The sequence below is a fragment of the Natronorubrum amylolyticum genome (genome assembly GCF_052040145.1).
Taxonomy (GTDB): domain Archaea; phylum Halobacteriota; class Halobacteria; order Halobacteriales; family Natrialbaceae; genus Natronorubrum.
In genome coordinates, this window is the sequence record NZ_JBPPFW010000003.1 from 415163 (window position 1) to 429821 (window position 14659).

Consider the following 14659-nt stretch of genomic DNA (forward strand, 5'->3'; position numbering starts at 1 on the left):
GCGTCTCGACGACGAACGCCGCTCGTAGGCGTATGGCCCGCGCTTGTGTTATCGCACACAGTACGCAAGAGCGAAGCAGTACCTATCGCGAGACCTTCGGAGACGACGACCGCGTCGGACACGTCAACGCCGAATCGAACCGGCTGGAGTCACGCATCGAATGCTCTCCGGGCTCGGGCGGTCACCGACCGCTCGTCACTCGTCACTTGTCGCACATCGTTCGTCTCCGATCAGCGGTGGCTGGTCGGCAGCGAGTTCTCGTCAGGGGCTACTGCGACGTACCACCCGAGCACAACTCGAGCGAGGACACGGTGAATCCGGCCGCAGTCAGCCGTCTGTGCGATCCGTTCGATAAGCGGTCAGTGACAACCCAGATAAGAGCGCGCTGATCGGCTCGAGACGTCGGAACGACGTTTTCGGTGGCCGTCGAGCGGAGCGTGACGGACCACTCTTCGACAGTTGGGCGTGACAGAAGAGACGAGTGGATGACGTCGCTCGGAAAGAACGGCGAGTTCGTGACCGTTACTGGATGGAGTAGCCCGCTGCGACCGTCAGCAGGAACACCATGAACACGGCAACGAGCATCATGTAGGTGATCGAGCGCGGTTCATCTCGGAGGTGCTGGTAGTAGCCGGCGATCAGCAGCGACTTGACGACCGCGAGGATAATCGTCCCGATGATCGCCATCTGCTCCGAGAATATCTGATCGAGCTCGAAGAACAGGAACTTGCCCGTTCCGAGCGCTAACAGTACGACGTATATGAGAGTGTATGTCCGAACGTCAGCCATTGGTGTACAATCCGGATGACGGCCACTTATACCTTCCTCATACGATCGGTCACGGTCGTTCGCCGACGGGCCGTACCGCTCCACAACGCGTGTCTTGGCGAACATCTTCGGGAGCAACCACCGTCTAAAACGACACGTAGATGGAGCCGCGGGCTAACGCTCGAGCAATGGGTAGACGTCGGGTCCTCCTTCGGCGAAGCAGTATCCTCGGTGCGCTCGTGCTCGTCGCGCTCGCCGTCGGCGCTGGCATCGTCGCAGCGAGCAACGTCGCCGTCGGACTCTCGGAGCAAAGCGGCGAGACGACGGTCCCGACGTGGCTGTATCTCGCGACGGGTGTCGGCGTCGTCGTCGCGTCGGCGCTGATGACGATGTTAGTGACCGATCGCGACGTTATCGCCAACTTCCGCGACGATGCGGTCGCGTTCCCCACGACACGTCTCCAGACGGCAGGCTCGCTGTTGCTCGGAACGCTCGGTATCGCTGCGCTGGTGTTCATCGTCGTGGTCGGCCTCGTCGGCCCCCAGCTCGGCAATTTCAGCGCCGCCGTCCTGTTGACGTTCGTCGGTGGCCGCGCGCTGTTGACGATCGTCGCGTACACGATCGGCAGTCCGTGGCACGCGCTCAACCCGTGGCGTCGGATCGCCGTCTCCCTTCCGAACGGCTACGCCACCTACCCCGCATGGCTCGGCTCCTGGCCCGCCGTGGGCACGCTCCTCGCGCTCGTCTGGCTCGAGTTACTCGTGCCGTTGAGCAGTTCGGCGCGCGCACTCGTCGCCGTGATTCTCGCGTACTCCGCGCTCACGATTGGCTGTGCCGTCGTCTTCTCCCCCGAGACGTGGTTCCGGAGGGGAGACCCGATCTCCGTCTGGTTCCGACTCTACGGGGCGGTCGCACCCATCCAGCGAACCGACGACGGGCTCGAGGTTCGCTATCCCGGCTCGAGGCTCAGCGACGACGACGTGGTCACCGACGTCTCGCTGGTCGCGTTCGTCCTCGTGCTCGTCTGGGAGGTGACCTACAGCGGCTTCATCGTCACCGTGCCGGGCGTTCGAACCGTCGAACTGCTCGTTGCTCTCGGGATCCCACCCCAGATTGTCTATCTGGGGCTGTTGCTGGCCGGCTTTGCCCTCTTCTGGACGGTGTACTGGCTCGCCGCCGCCAGGACACGCGAGCGTGCCGAGACGCACCTCTCGCAGCGGCATCTCGCCCTTCGGTTCGCACCGCCGCTGCTCGCCATCGCGGCCGGCTATCACTTCGCCCACTACATCGGGTTCTCGATCTCGCTGTGGCCGTCGCTCGTCGATACGATGGCTGCCCCGCTGAATCCGCCCGAGAACCCGACTCAGTACGTGTTGACGTCGTGGTTTGGCTACGTCGAAATAGCCGGACTCCTCGGCGGCCATCTCCTCGCCGTCTGGATCTCGCACACCGTCTCGTTCGAACTGTTCCCCGGGAGGCTACAAGCGATCCGGAGCCAGTACCCCTTCATCGTCGTCATGATCTTTTTCACCACGATGAGTCTGTATCTCGTCTCGGCGCCCGCTACGGAACCGGTCTACGTCCCGGGCTGAATCGCTCGGTCCGACAGACGGTCGTCAGTCGTAGCGATCGAACACCGAAATACACAGTGTCGAACCCACCGAGCCACGTACCACCTCTGCGTCATCCACTTCAACGAACTTACCGCGGACGAACGAACGGCGTTCGAAGACGAGCGTGGCGATGAGGAGTAGGAACTCTTCACGTTCCACCTCAACGCGGTCGTCACCGTCTTTCCGACCTCCTTCGTGTTTACCTCCTCTACGCGCTCGTCCGGGCCGGCTGAACGGATCAGTCCGGTCTCCAGAATCTCTTTATCCCGTGACTACCCAGTTGGCGTATCATGGCGGCACACCGTGCGGTCCCGTCTGCCGGGGCCGTTCGTCTTCTCACCGTTGCACTCGTCTGTCTGTTGCTGACGACGGCACTGCTCACCCCTGCGCTCGCTGCGTCCAGTGGATTGGAACGGACCACCCCTGTCGACGGCGGAACAGGGACGGTTCAGGGTCAGGCGACTGCCGACTTGGCGAACGGCGCGATCCACACCGACGTCGAGGACTCCGTCGAATCGGCTAACGGAACGATCGAGGTCGTGCTCCGACTCGAGGAAGCGACCATCCCCGCGGACGCGACCGAGGCGGAGGCCGAACGGCTCCTCGAGGACCACGCCGAGAAGACACAGGAGTCGCTCCTCGAGCACGTCGCCGACACGCCCGGAGTCAGCGTCGAGTCGGAGTTCTGGCTGACCAACGCCGTCCTCCTCGAGGTCGACGCCGATCGGATCGACCTCGAGACCCTCGAGATCCTCGCGGCCGTCGACCCAGTCGAAGCGGTCCACGAGAACTTCGAACTCTCCGTTCCCGAGGAGCCGACGGTCGACGGAACGAATAGTACGGCAGAGGTGCCGGTCGATGGCGACGAAACCAGTGCTACGACTCGGTTAACGACACCGGGTATCGCACAACTGAACGCGCCGGCGGTCTGGGACTCGTACGACACCCGCGGTGACGGCGTCAGGGTCGCCGTTCTCGACACCGGCGTCGACGCCGATCATCCCTCGATCGACCTCTATACGGAAGATCCGTCGGATCCGACGTATCCGGGAGGGTGGGCCGAGTTCGACGCGGCGGGCGAGCGTGTCGAGGGATCGACGCCGCACGATTCCGGCACTCACGGCACTCACGTCAGCGGGACGGTCGCGGGCAACGCCGCGAGCGGGGCACAGATCGGCGTCGCACCGGACGCGGAGTTGCTCCACGGACTCGTCCTGCACGAGACCAGCGGCTCGTTCGCACAGATCATCGCCGGCATGGAGTGGGCGCTCGAAGAGGACGCGGACGTGATCAGTATGAGTCTCGGGTCGACGGGTACACATAGCGCACTGATCGATCCGGTGCAAAACGCCGTCGATAGCGGTGCCGTCGTCGTCGCAGCGATCGGCAACGACGGCGAGCAGACCTCCAACTCGCCCGGAAACGTCTACGAGGCGATCAGCGTCGGCGCCGTTCACGCGGACGGGACTGTCGCCTCCTTCTCCGGCGGCGAAACGATCAATCGAAGCGACTGGACTCACGAGCAAGCGTCGTGGCCGTCGTCGTACGTCGTCCCCGACGTGGTGGCACACGGTGTCGCCGTCTTCAGCGCGGTCCCCGGCGGCGGCTATCAGCCCATGCCGGGTACCTCGATGGCGACGCCACACGTCTCGGGCACGGTCGCGCTGATGCTGTCGGCCGAACCCGATGCGACGACCGAGGAGATCTCGACGGCACTCTACGGGACGACCTGGAAACCCGACGGGGCAAACGCGGACACGATGGACACGCGCTACGGGCACGGCATCGTCGACGCGAAGGCTGCGACCGACGCACTCGTCGACACTCGCGAAGCGATCGGTACCGATTCGGCAGATGGCGCGACCGACACGGAATCGAAGACGACGGCACCCTACAGCCATCTGTTCGCCGCTGGAGTCTCGGTCATCGTAGTGCTCGTCGCTGCCGTCACACTGCTTGCAGCGCGCTCGGTCTCTCGGGAGGCCGAGCACTGATGGCGGAACTACCTCGGCCGTAGACGCGATCTCGACCCACCGTTTCGTGGACAGAAGACGGTCGTGCAGGGACTGTTTCAAACCTCGTGTGCTCTTGCTCTGACAGCCACGTCAATAGGCGAGCGTCGGTCCGTTCTCGGTCTCCATACTGCCGGCTGATCCCTCAGCGGCCGAAGCGAGGATCGTACCTGCAGACGCGTGAGCGCCTCGTAACGTAGCCACGGTGAGTAGGCTGGCTGGGACCGTTCGTGAACCAACAATTTCCAGACGGATCCGACTCGACGTGGCGACTAGCTATCGCTCGAGGCAACCTGCGATTCAAAAAAACAGCGCTCGAATTCCGTGTAGCGGATGGCCGCTACATCAGGTAGAACAGTGGGAACAGGAAGACCCACACGATGTCGACGAAGTGCCAGTAGAGTCCGAAGAACTCGACCGGCCGGTGGTCCTCGAGGTAGGCGTCGACGCTGATGATCCGGTAGATCATGAAGATCGCGATGAGCAATCCGAGGATCACGTGCAGGGCGTGCAGCCCCGTCGTGACGAAGTAGATGGAGTGCTCGATGCTGGTCCACCAGTACTCGCCGATCGCGAACTTGTAGTTGTACTCGTAGGCCTTGACGGCCATGAACGTCAGTCCAAGCAGGAGCGTCGCGCCCATGGCGCCGAGCAGCCCCTTCTTGTTCTGACGCTCTGCGAAGACGAGCGCCATGATGACCGTGAAACTCGAGGTGAGCAACACGTAGGTGTTGAGCAGGCCGGGCCAGGAGGCGAACGGAATCGTCTCCCAGTTACCCCAGCCCATGTGCAGGCGCATGAAGATGAACGCGCCGATCGCGGCGCCGAAGACGACAACGTCGGACGCCAGGAAGATCCAGACGCCGAGTTTCGTGTTGCCGACGCCCTCGAACGGCCAGCGCTCGGCGATGGCCATCTCGGGGGCGTTGAACTCCTCGACGCCGAACTTGAACAGCGTGTACGCGAGGATCACCAGTCCGACCACCGTGATGATCGGATACATGATGTCCGGCTCTTCGACCGCGTGGCTGACGCCCTCGAGTCCGCGCTCCGAGGCGAAATCGATCATGTACGGCGTCAGGCCGGTCAGGCCGAGGAAGAACACGAAGGTCCCGAACCCGATGCCAAGCGGCCAGATGCTGGCGTGGTCGGCGTGTTCCTCTTCGTGACCTGCGTCGACTGCGGTCGCTTCACCGTGGCCGGTGGCGACGCCGCCGTCGGTAGCCGCCTTCGAGTCGTCGACGAACTCGAGTCGGCCGCTGGCGTAGCTTGGGCGGCCGCTCCAGTTCTCGAGCGGCGGGGGCGAGGGAATCGCCCACTCGGCGGTGCGGGAGAACTCCCACGGGTTGTCGGGTGCGTCGGGGCCCGAAACCCAGCTCTTTGCGAACGTGTAGAACATGATCAGGAACGACGCGCCGAGGACGAACGCCCCGACGGTCGCCATCTGATGGTAGATCTCCATGCCCTCACTGAAGTTGAAGACACGCCGCGGCGTCTCCCAGGCGAGGAACATCGGGAAGTACAGCAGGTTGAATCCGATGAAGTAGACCGCGAAGTTGAGCTTGCCGAGCGTCTCGGAGTACATCTTCCCGGAGAGCTTCGGCCACCAGTAGTAGAGCCCAGCGATCAGCGCCGTCACGCCGGAGACCATCACGTAGTGGAAGTGCGCGACGACCCAGTAAGTGCCGCGGAACTCGTAGTCCAGTACGACGGCGCCGAGGAAAACCCCGGTGATGCCGCCGAGGATGAACAACACGAGCGCCCCGAGGCTGAATAGGAACGGCGTCGTGAATCGCACGCGTCCCTTGACCATCGTGTAGATCAGTGCGAAGACCATCAGGTCGAACGGCAGCGAGATCCCGATGGTCGTCGCCATCATCAGCGTCTTGATCTCGAGGTTGATGGTGGTCAGGAACATGTGGTGCATCCAGACCAGGAAGGACTGGACAGCCACGAGAACCATCGAGATGATGACCCATTTCCGACCGACGAGTCGCCGACCACAGAAGGTCTGGAACGTCTCGAACATGATCCCCAGCGCGGGGAAGAAGACGATGTACACCTCCGGGTGGCCGAAGAACCAGAACAGGTGCGCCCACAGCAGACCCGATCCCTGATCGGTCGCGAAGTACTGTGTGAGGAACAGTCGGTCGATCGACAGCAACAGCAGTGCGGCGAGCAGCGCGGCGAACGCGAACAGCATCATCCAGACGGTCAGTAGCCACGACCACGTGAACATCGGCATGTTCCAGAGGCCGAGTCCCTCTGCGCGCGAACGGTGAATCGTCGTGAGGAAGTTCACCGTCCCGAGCGTGATCGAGAAGACAAACAGCATCAGTGCAAGAACTGTCGCGTTACTGCCAGTCGTCGCCTCCATCGCAGGGGTGTACGTCGGCACGTTCAGCGGTGCGTACATCGTCCATCCGCCTGCGAACGTTCCTTGCTGGAAGAACGAGATGACGATTAGGAGGCCCGAGAACAGGTAGAACCAGTAGCTCAGGGCGTTCAGCCGCGGGAACGCGAGGTCCTTCGCACCGATCTGTAGCGGCACGAAGTAGTTCGCGAATCCGGACGCAATCGGGGACAGGAACCAGAAGACCATCAACAGCCCGTGGGCGGAGACGGCCTGGTTAAACTCGTTACCCGTCAGCAGCCCCGTACCACCGGCTTCCCAGAGGTGGGCACGGAATACCAGTGCGAGTACGCCGCCGAGCAGAAGGAAGAACAGCGACGTTGCAAGATACAGGATTCCGACGTCCTTGTGATTCGTCGTAACGAGCCAGCGCTTGACGGACGTCATTGGCGGAAGGTCACTCATTCGTCGTCACCTCCATCTTCGTCGTCATCGTCCGCTTCTTCGTCGTTCTCGTCGTCCTCGTCGTTGTCATCATCCTCCTCGTCTTCGTCTTCCTCACCGAGCGTGTAGGTTTCGCTCGACGGGCTGGTAATGGAGAGCTCGTCCTCGATCGTCTCGAACTCCTCCTCTTCAAACTCGATTACCAGATCGTACTCGCCACCCTGTTCGATGTCCTCGATGGAGATCGTGTCGTTATCGAAGTCCTCCTCGGTGTAGGAGTAGGCGAAATCCTCGTCGAACTCGTCGTTCTCCTGGTGGACGAGTTCGAGCGTGAGCGGACCGGTGTCGTTGATCGGCTCGCCTTCAGGGTCTTCGAAGCTGATATCGAGGTGGAACCGCTCGTCGAGCCACTGATCGAACTCGTCTTGCTCGAGGACCTGGACGGTCCCGTCCATCTGCGTGTGCTGGTCACCGCAGAGTTCGAAGCACTCGATTTCGTGTTCCGCACCGGCGTCCTCGGCGATGAACCACGTTTCGTCGTGTTCACCAGGGATCGCGTCCGCCTTCACGCGGAGATCCGTGACCCCGAACGTATGCCAGACGTCGCCGGCAGTCACCTGAATTGCGACCGGATGATCAGCGGGAACGGTCATCGTTCCGCTCTCCTGGGCACCATTTTCGTACTCGAAGTGCCAAGCGAAGCCGTTGCCGACGACTTCGATATCGATCGGCTCCTCTTCGAAGTCGTCTTCCGGGTCCTCGACGTACAACAGCATTCCGTACGTCCAGATAACCAGCGAGATAACGATAATCGCGCTGATACCGAACGATAGGAACAGTTTCTTTCCACCCTCTCCTCCTGTCGGTAACTCCCCGAGCGTGGGCAGCGAATCGTCGGCTTTCGCGTCGTCAGTGTCGCGATACTTGTACGCGTTGTACAAGGTGTACGCGACGACGACAACACCGACGAGCGTTCCGAGTGCGAGAAACACCTGAAAGATGCTCTCGAACACGTCTACGCGCGTCTGCACCTGCATCGGAGTCGTAAGTGCGCTGAAGATTGTATTCACCTCGTTTGTATACCGCTTATATGTCGGACGATGATGGCCGGGGGCACTTATCTATTTGGAAACGACCCGATCGAATCGGTCTCGTCGTCCACTGCTACCGCGGATATTGCTGTTCCGACGCGGTGACCCTTGCCACTATTTCTCAGTCCCTCAACATCCGCTTTGGGGGAGAGACCTTTTTTCTATCGCTGTGGGGCGGAATTCGTGTCTTCGATCGGACAGCTATTCGGAGAATGTTCGCCCGAAAGCGAACGTGTTCGGATCGCGAGCGAGGGAGAAACCGCAACGTCACATCAATCCCCGTCGTACCACGTGGTAATTCGCTCGCGCGCGCTCCCGTGGTGTCATGATCGAGACGAAAACGGGCTACGTCTGGGACCACAGTCTGCGGAACGTTCTATACCGTTGATCACGTACGGTTACATATGCCAGAAGAGGTCCTCTTCAAGTTCGAACAGCGAATGGAACGCGCCGAGATCGCTGACTACCTCCGAACCGTCGCCGATAGCCTAGAGAGCGGCGACTCGATCTCGCTCGAGGCGGGCGGCGAGTCGGTAACGATGAACCCGCCTGCTCAGCCGACGTTCGAGATCAAAGCCGAACGAGAGACGTCGAGTTCGGCGCCCGACGGACCGGGCGAGCTCGGCCTCGAGTTCGAACTCGAGTGGGACGAAGGCGGAGACGGGGAGGAAGCTGGCGACGGAACGCTCTCGATCGAGTAACTGCCGGATCGTCGCCAGCCTCGAGACGCTCTCACAACGGGCGCCGAGTCAGATCTCTACGACCCAGATACGAACGTCGTCCGGGAGTTCGTAGACTCGCTGGAAGATCGCGTCGAGGCACTGAGCGATCCGGTTGGGATCCGCTTTCGCACTGATACGGACGTTGACGCCTTCGGCGTCGTCCGGCCGGTGGATTTCGTCGATCTTGAACGCCGGAAACTCGCCGAGGACGGTCTTGAGGGTCTCGAGCTCCGTATCGGTACAGTCGACGTTGATCGTTCCGTCGCCGAACTGAATCCAGGGGAGACCGAGTTCCGGATCGAGTCGGTCGTCGGTGCCGTCGTCGTTTTCGTCCCCGCCGTCGTCCTCGAAGGTTCCATCATCACCATCGCTCTCGAACACCTCACTGTCGACCTCGAGGGTCAAAAATTCGCTCCCTCGACGTCGATGCGCCGTGATGGCGTCGACGTACAACGCTCGTCGCTCCGCCGGATCGGTTGCCTCGAAACGCGTCATACCGCAGTAGATGTGCGCGTTTCTTTAAGCCTTTATGTGACGCCGGTGAACGAGCGAATATGGCACAGCCACGAATTCTGATCCTGGGGGCGCCCGGGGCAGGCAAGGGGACCCAGAGTGCAAAGATCACCGAAGAATTCGACGTCGAACATATCACCACCGGTGACGCGCTCCGGGCGAACAAGGACATGGACATCTCGGAGATGGACACCGAGTACGACACGCCACGAGAGTACATGGACCAGGGCGAGCTCGTCCCCGACGACGTGGTCAACGCCATCGTCGACGAGGCCCTCTCGCAGGCCGACGGCTTCGTTCTCGACGGCTACCCGCGGAACATCGAGCAGGCCGAGGAACTCGAGGGGATGACCGAGCTGGACGTCGTTCTCTACCTCGACGTCGGCGAGGACGAACTCGTCCACCGACTCACCGGTCGTCGGATGGATCCCGAAACTGGTGACATCTACCACATCGAGTACAACCCGCCGGAGGATCCCGACGTGGAGGCCCGACTCGAGCAGCGCGACGACGACACCGAGGAGACCGTCAAAGAGCGACTTCGCGTGTTCCGGGAGAACACTGAGCCGGTTATCGAGTTTTACGAGGAGGAGGGCTCGCTCGAGCGCATCAACGGCGAACAAGCACCCGATCAGGTCTGGGACGACGTGAAGGCGACGATCGAAGACGCGGCGTAAGTCGGCTTTTGTAAGTTTTTAGTTACCCTCGATGTCGACCTGATGTTCAGCGACGTTGAGGTAGGTGATCTGGGGCGGAAGTGCATCGGGATAAGGGTATATAGAGAGGTCTGCTTCCTGGAGATTTTCGTCGTAATTGAAATCCGTCGCAGCCGCTTGTACGTCGACAGACGCTGCAACCACTGAACCGTAGAAAGATGGATTAGAATGAATACAGATCTGGCTCGAACACTGCCCAGTTCGCCGGTCGTTCCAGTCTCCTCGCGTTCCGCCAGCATAAATGACTCCTTCGAACCTCGCATTGCCACCGGGACCGATGTCAACCGACGAATCCTCGGATAGTACTAATTGGATGGAGGTTCCGTCAACATCATCCTGACAATTGTCATCAGTGTTGACACAGGTCACACCACCATTGTCACCGTTATAGTTGCCGGTCGCGTAGATGTTCAGGTTATTTTCGTTCTCGCTGACTGTAATTGTTCGACCGTTTGCCTCAATTGTGCCATTAACAATGAGTGTCGCATTTCCTTTAGATAAATCGAAGTCAAGATGGGCTGTTTCTTCGTCTACAATTTCCTCGGTGAAGTAGACACCCTCACCGAGAGTATGTTCGCTATCGACTCGTCTTTCGTCGTCGCTGAAGTTGTTGTAATTGTCCTCTTCCTGTCCGTCTACACCGAGATACGTGACTGGTTCGCCGTCAAATTCACCGTCTATCGCATCGTTAACCGTAACGTCAATTTGATCACTCAATGAGGGATACGCAGCCTTGGTGGTCATGTTATCTTCGATGTCGGCGTTACCACCGGTTTCGAAATCAGTTGCATAGATCGCACCCGTTCTAAACGCGTCCGAGATTTCGTGGAATCCGAATTCGGCCGTCACAGTCCCACTCTCATCGTCGTGAACTTCAACATCTTGAACGGTTGTCGCACCACCCTGTTGTTCAAAATAATCTTCCCAGCCGCGATAGTATTCGCTCGTCACTTCGACTGTCACCGTATCGTTCTCGACGAGGCTCGCGTTTTGCATCGAGTTGGTATCGTAATGAGTTACACTGATATCGCCGGAATTGAGTTCTGCCTCGCCTCGGGTCTTAATAATCGGAAACGAAAGCGTCTCCGAGTCAGCATCGTACTGGAGCGGTGGTGCTGAAACGACTCGAGTTTCGGACCCCGTCTCACGGAAAACACCACCCGACTGATATGCAATTTTGGTTCCGTCGTCACCGGTGTACTCGATCGCACCGATCGAGATGTTCTCGTCAACGTCACCGCCCTGGATCCGAAGATTCCCGGTATCACTCATCACGACGGCACCACTGTCTCCAATATCCATGTCCATCGTACGGGGTACATCACTATTCGACGACGCCGATGACATCTGCTGGCTCAGTTGGACGAACGCACTCTCGACACGATCCTGTTCGGACTCGTGCTCGATCTCGGAGATCGAATCGCCAGCAACGAGAAGAATACCGATACTGCCGGCCGCGACCATCCCGATCAACAGGACGATCCCCAGCACCGTCGATTGCCCTCTCCGTGACGGTGTAATTGCCCCACGCCCGAACGGAATACTCATGAGCGCTATCTTGACAATATGGATAATAGTAATGTCGGTAGGTCAAATACTTCTGAATCGTTTATATTCGTTCATAGGCGGTATTTTCGGCGAGTAACGCCGTCGGAGTCACGATTTCGGACCTGGACGAAAAACTGTCACAGGTACTACCTGTGAGGTGCGACGGGATTCCGGGTGGCTCGCTCGAGTGCCGGCCGAAGATAAACACTTGTATACCGAACGTACCCTAGCCCAACACAGATGACGCGTACAGCGGAGAAGATCAACGACCTCGTCCGCGAGGATTCTTCGATGACGGACGCCCTCGAGGCCATTCGCGAGGCGGCCGATCGAAACGGGGGCGAGGTCGAGTGGGCCGACGTCCGCGAGGAGCTTACGAGCGGACAATGGGGCCGACTGATCGAAAAAGGAGTATTAGTCGACGGCGACGAAGGGTTCGAGATCACCGATCGCGAGGCCTACGATCAGGCGCTCGACGGCGACGGTGACACCAAGAGCTACGACACCGACGTCGATATCGACGCCGAAGAATCGTCGTGGTCACAGTGGGACAAACTGGCCGGCGTGGGCTCGCTCCTGTTGATGTTCGGCTACTGGATCGAGTCCGTTCGTGATACGGTCGGCGGGGCGCTCGATATGGCACTGGGCCCGCTCGACGCCGCGCTCCCGTTTTACGGTGTAATTCTCTCGGTGGCGCTGTTGACGGGCCTGTACTCGACGCTCCTGCAGGCGAACCTCATGAACCCGGAGATCATGGGGAAGTACCAACAGCGGATGAAGGCGATGCAGGAGAAACAGAAAGACGCTCGCGAGGCCAAAAAAGAGGCCGAAGAGCGCGGCGCGAGTGAGGCCGAAATCGAACGTCTCGACGAGGAACTCGAGAAGGTCCGCGAAGAGCAGATGGAAGCCATGGCCGAGAACCTCGGCATGTTCAAAGAGCAGCTGCGACCGATGGTCTGGATCATGCTCTTTACCATTCCACTGTTCCTCTGGATGTACTGGAAGATCCACGGCGTCGGTATCGACGGCACCGTCGTTATGCCGCTGATCGGCGAGACGAGTTGGAACGCCGGCTTGCTCGGCCCGATGCCGGCCTGGATTGTCTGGTACTTCCTGTGCTCGATGGGCTTTACGCAGCTGTTGCGCAAGGCGCTGAACATCGATATGACGCCGTCCGGGGCCTGACCCCCTCGGAAAATCGATTTCGACGGTCCGGCTTTTTTCAGTTCGGCGACTCCTCGTTCGTTCGGGGATACGTTCGTGCTCTGTCGAGCGATTCAAAACCCATTTTACCAGTCACCGCGCAGTTCGACTATGTTACTCACCGTCTCCGGCCCGCCAGGGAGCGGGAAGAGCACGACCGCGGCGTTGCTCGCCGACGCGTTCGATCTCGATCACGTCAGCGGCGGCGACATCTTTCGGGAGTTGGCCGACGAACGCGGCTACACCCCCCTCGAGTTCAACAAACTCGCCGAGGAGAACGACCAAATCGACCGCGATCTGGACCGTCGGCTCCGCGAAATCGCCGTCGAGGAGGACGATCTAGTCCTCGAGTCCCGGCTCGCGGGCTGGCTGGCCGGCGAACAGGCTGACTTCCGGTTCTGGCTCGACGCACCGGCACGGGTTCGCGGCGAACGGATCGCCGAGCGGGAGGAGAAAGACCCCGCCCGTGCGACGGAGGAGACGAAAGCCCGTGAGGCCAGCGAGGCCAAGCGCTATCAGGAGTACTATGGTATCGATATCCAGGATCTGACGATCTACGATCTCTCGGTGAACACCGCCCGCTGGGAGCCCGATGCCGTGCTCGACATGCTCGTCACCGCCGTCGGGGAGTACGAGGCTGCTGGCGACGAGGGTCAGGCACCGATCCCGATCGAGTACGAGTTCTGAACGATGGCTGATCGTCCTCGTCTCCGCGGCCCGCCTGACGACCGCTCGCCCGTAGAACTGCTCACGTTCGGCGTCGTCAACCTCGACAAGCCGCCCGGCCCCTCCTCACATCAGGTGAGCGGCTGGTTGCGCGATTCGGTCGCTGAAACGCTCGCCGAACGCGGCGCCGACGCGATGCTCGAGCAAGCCGCTCACGCTGGAACCCTCGATCCCAAGGTGACCGGCTGTCTTCCCCTCATGCTCGGTGAGGCGACCCGACTGGCACAGGTCTTCCTCGAGGGATCGAAGGAGTACATCGCCGTCCTCGAGTGTCACGCACCGGTGCCGGCGGACGTCGAATCGGTCGTCGCCGAGTTCGAGGGGCCGATCTACCAGAAGCCGCCGCGCAAAAGTGCGGTCTCGCGACGCCTGCGCGTCCGCGAAATATACGATCTCGAGGTGCTCGAGGCCGACGATCGGCAGGTCCTCCTGCGGATCCGCTGCGAGAGCGGGACCTACGTCCGCAAACTCTGTCACGACCTGGGCCTCGCGCTCGGAACCGGCGGGCACATGGGCCACTTGCGTCGATCGGCTACTACCCCGTTCGACGACAGCGACCTCCACAGTACGTCCGACTTCCTGGACGCGCTCGCCTTCTGGATCGAGGACGACGATCCCGACCCCCTCTTCGAGGTGGTCGATCCGGCCGAACGGATTCTCGAGGATATTCCGTCGATCACGATCGCAGAGAACGCGGCTCGAGAGGTGGCCAACGGGGCACCCGTGTATGCGCCGGGTGTACTCGCGGTCGACGACGGTATTCGGCAGGGTGATCTCGTCGCCTGTTACACGCCGAACAAGGCTGCGGTATGTTTGGGTGAGTTCGTGGGCAATGCCGATGCGGATCGTGGGGTTGTGGTGTCGCTCGAGCGCGTGCTGGTTTGAGATAGGTGTCGCTCGAGCGTAGCTATTGGTACCGTTTCCTGCCGGGAGTCGAGCCGAAACGACAC

12 protein-coding genes are annotated in these 14659 nt (G+C 60.6%); 7 read left to right on the forward strand and 5 right to left on the reverse strand.

The genetic code is table 11. The features are described from left to right. Positions 1-522: 522 nt before the first annotated feature. Positions 523-789 carry a cytochrome C oxidase subunit IV family protein gene (locus ACSFDB_RS13450; protein WP_090303772.1) on the reverse strand — a complete coding sequence of 89 codons (267 nt, stop codon included), beginning with the start codon at positions 787-789 and terminating at the stop codon, positions 523-525. Between the two features lie 167 nt (positions 790-956). Between ACSFDB_RS13450 and ACSFDB_RS13455 the strand changes: the two genes are divergently transcribed. Both ACSFDB_RS13455 and ACSFDB_RS13460 read left to right on the forward strand, forming a co-directional pair. Continuing rightward, positions 957-2360 (forward strand): hypothetical protein, encoded by a 1404-nt coding sequence (locus tag ACSFDB_RS13455; RefSeq protein WP_440771480.1) that lies wholly within the window; start codon positions 957-959, stop codon positions 2358-2360. A 311-nt stretch (positions 2361-2671) separates the two neighbouring features. Then, positions 2672-4375, forward strand: coding sequence for a S8 family serine peptidase (locus tag ACSFDB_RS13460; RefSeq protein ID WP_440771481.1), 1704 nt, complete (start codon positions 2672-2674; stop codon positions 4373-4375). A 358-nt stretch (positions 4376-4733) separates the two neighbouring features. Here ACSFDB_RS13460 and ACSFDB_RS13465 read toward each other — a convergent pair whose 3' ends face one another. Then, on the reverse strand, positions 4734-7211 hold the full coding sequence (locus tag ACSFDB_RS13465; protein WP_440771482.1) for a cbb3-type cytochrome c oxidase subunit I: 2478 nt from the start codon (positions 7209-7211) through the stop codon (positions 4734-4736). After that, positions 7208-8227, reverse strand: coding sequence for a cytochrome c oxidase subunit II (coxB, locus tag ACSFDB_RS13470; protein ID WP_440771483.1), 1020 nt, complete (start codon positions 8225-8227; stop codon positions 7208-7210). The genes ACSFDB_RS13465 and coxB overlap by 4 nt, the downstream gene beginning before the upstream one ends. 458 nt (positions 8228-8685) lie before the next feature. On the opposite strand from coxB, the gene ACSFDB_RS13475 reads away from it, so the two are divergent. Continuing rightward, complete coding sequence (locus ACSFDB_RS13475) at positions 8686-8982, forward strand: amphi-Trp domain-containing protein (RefSeq protein WP_440771484.1); 297 nt, start codon at positions 8686-8688, stop codon at positions 8980-8982. A 48-nt stretch (positions 8983-9030) separates the two neighbouring features. Here ACSFDB_RS13475 and ACSFDB_RS13480 read toward each other — a convergent pair whose 3' ends face one another. Continuing rightward, positions 9031-9498 (reverse strand): DUF7975 family protein, encoded by a 468-nt coding sequence (locus ACSFDB_RS13480; protein WP_440771485.1) that lies wholly within the window; start codon positions 9496-9498, stop codon positions 9031-9033. Between the two features lie 59 nt (positions 9499-9557). Between ACSFDB_RS13480 and ACSFDB_RS13485 the strand changes: the two genes are divergently transcribed. Further along, a complete protein-coding gene (locus ACSFDB_RS13485; protein ID WP_440771486.1) occupies positions 9558-10193 on the forward strand; it encodes an adenylate kinase in 636 nt (211 codons plus the stop codon). Between the two features lie 18 nt (positions 10194-10211). Here ACSFDB_RS13485 and ACSFDB_RS13490 read toward each other — a convergent pair whose 3' ends face one another. Then, complete coding sequence (locus ACSFDB_RS13490; RefSeq protein ID WP_440771487.1) at positions 10212-11780, reverse strand: DUF7289 family protein; 1569 nt, start codon at positions 11778-11780, stop codon at positions 10212-10214. Between the two features lie 240 nt (positions 11781-12020). Here ACSFDB_RS13490 and ACSFDB_RS13495 point away from each other — a divergent pair, with 240 nt between their 5' ends. The 3 genes from ACSFDB_RS13495 (at position 12021) to ACSFDB_RS13505 (ending at position 14594) form a co-directional block, all read left to right on the forward strand. Further along, positions 12021-12965 (forward strand): DUF106 domain-containing protein, encoded by a 945-nt coding sequence (locus ACSFDB_RS13495; protein ID WP_440771488.1) that lies wholly within the window; start codon positions 12021-12023, stop codon positions 12963-12965. Between the two features lie 129 nt (positions 12966-13094). After that, positions 13095-13670: a (d)CMP kinase gene (gene cmk / locus ACSFDB_RS13500; RefSeq protein ID WP_440771489.1), complete on the forward strand. Its 576-nt coding sequence runs from the start codon at positions 13095-13097 to the stop codon at positions 13668-13670. A gap of 3 nt (positions 13671-13673) precedes the next feature. Next, positions 13674-14594 carry an RNA-guided pseudouridylation complex pseudouridine synthase subunit Cbf5 gene (locus tag ACSFDB_RS13505; RefSeq protein WP_440771490.1) on the forward strand — a complete coding sequence of 307 codons (921 nt, stop codon included), beginning with the start codon at positions 13674-13676 and terminating at the stop codon, positions 14592-14594. Positions 14595-14659 lie beyond the last annotated feature (65 nt).

Coding starts and splice junctions, on each gene's coding strand:
- ACSFDB_RS13455 (WP_440771480.1), top strand. CDS start 957: ATGGGTAGACGTCGGGTCCTCCTTCGGCGAAGCAGTATCCTCGGTGCG.
- ACSFDB_RS13460 (WP_440771481.1), top strand. CDS start 2,672: ATGGCGGCACACCGTGCGGTCCCGTCTGCCGGGGCCGTTCGTCTTCTC.
- ACSFDB_RS13485 (WP_440771486.1), top strand. CDS start 9,558: ATGGCACAGCCACGAATTCTGATCCTGGGGGCGCCCGGGGCAGGCAAG.
- ACSFDB_RS13480 (WP_440771485.1), bottom strand. CDS start 9,498: ATGACGCGTTTCGAGGCAACCGATCCGGCGGAGCGACGAGCGTTGTAC.
- ACSFDB_RS13505 (WP_440771490.1), top strand. CDS start 13,674: ATGGCTGATCGTCCTCGTCTCCGCGGCCCGCCTGACGACCGCTCGCCC.
- ACSFDB_RS13450 (WP_090303772.1), bottom strand. CDS start 789: ATGGCTGACGTTCGGACATACACTCTCATATACGTCGTACTGTTAGCG.
- ACSFDB_RS13490 (WP_440771487.1), bottom strand. CDS start 11,780: ATGAGTATTCCGTTCGGGCGTGGGGCAATTACACCGTCACGGAGAGGG.
- coxB (WP_440771483.1), bottom strand. CDS start 8,227: ATGCAGGTGCAGACGCGCGTAGACGTGTTCGAGAGCATCTTTCAGGTG.
- ACSFDB_RS13475 (WP_440771484.1), top strand. CDS start 8,686: ATGCCAGAAGAGGTCCTCTTCAAGTTCGAACAGCGAATGGAACGCGCC.
- ACSFDB_RS13495 (WP_440771488.1), top strand. CDS start 12,021: ATGACGCGTACAGCGGAGAAGATCAACGACCTCGTCCGCGAGGATTCT.
- ACSFDB_RS13465 (WP_440771482.1), bottom strand. CDS start 7,211: ATGAGTGACCTTCCGCCAATGACGTCCGTCAAGCGCTGGCTCGTTACG.
- cmk (WP_440771489.1), top strand. CDS start 13,095: ATGTTACTCACCGTCTCCGGCCCGCCAGGGAGCGGGAAGAGCACGACC.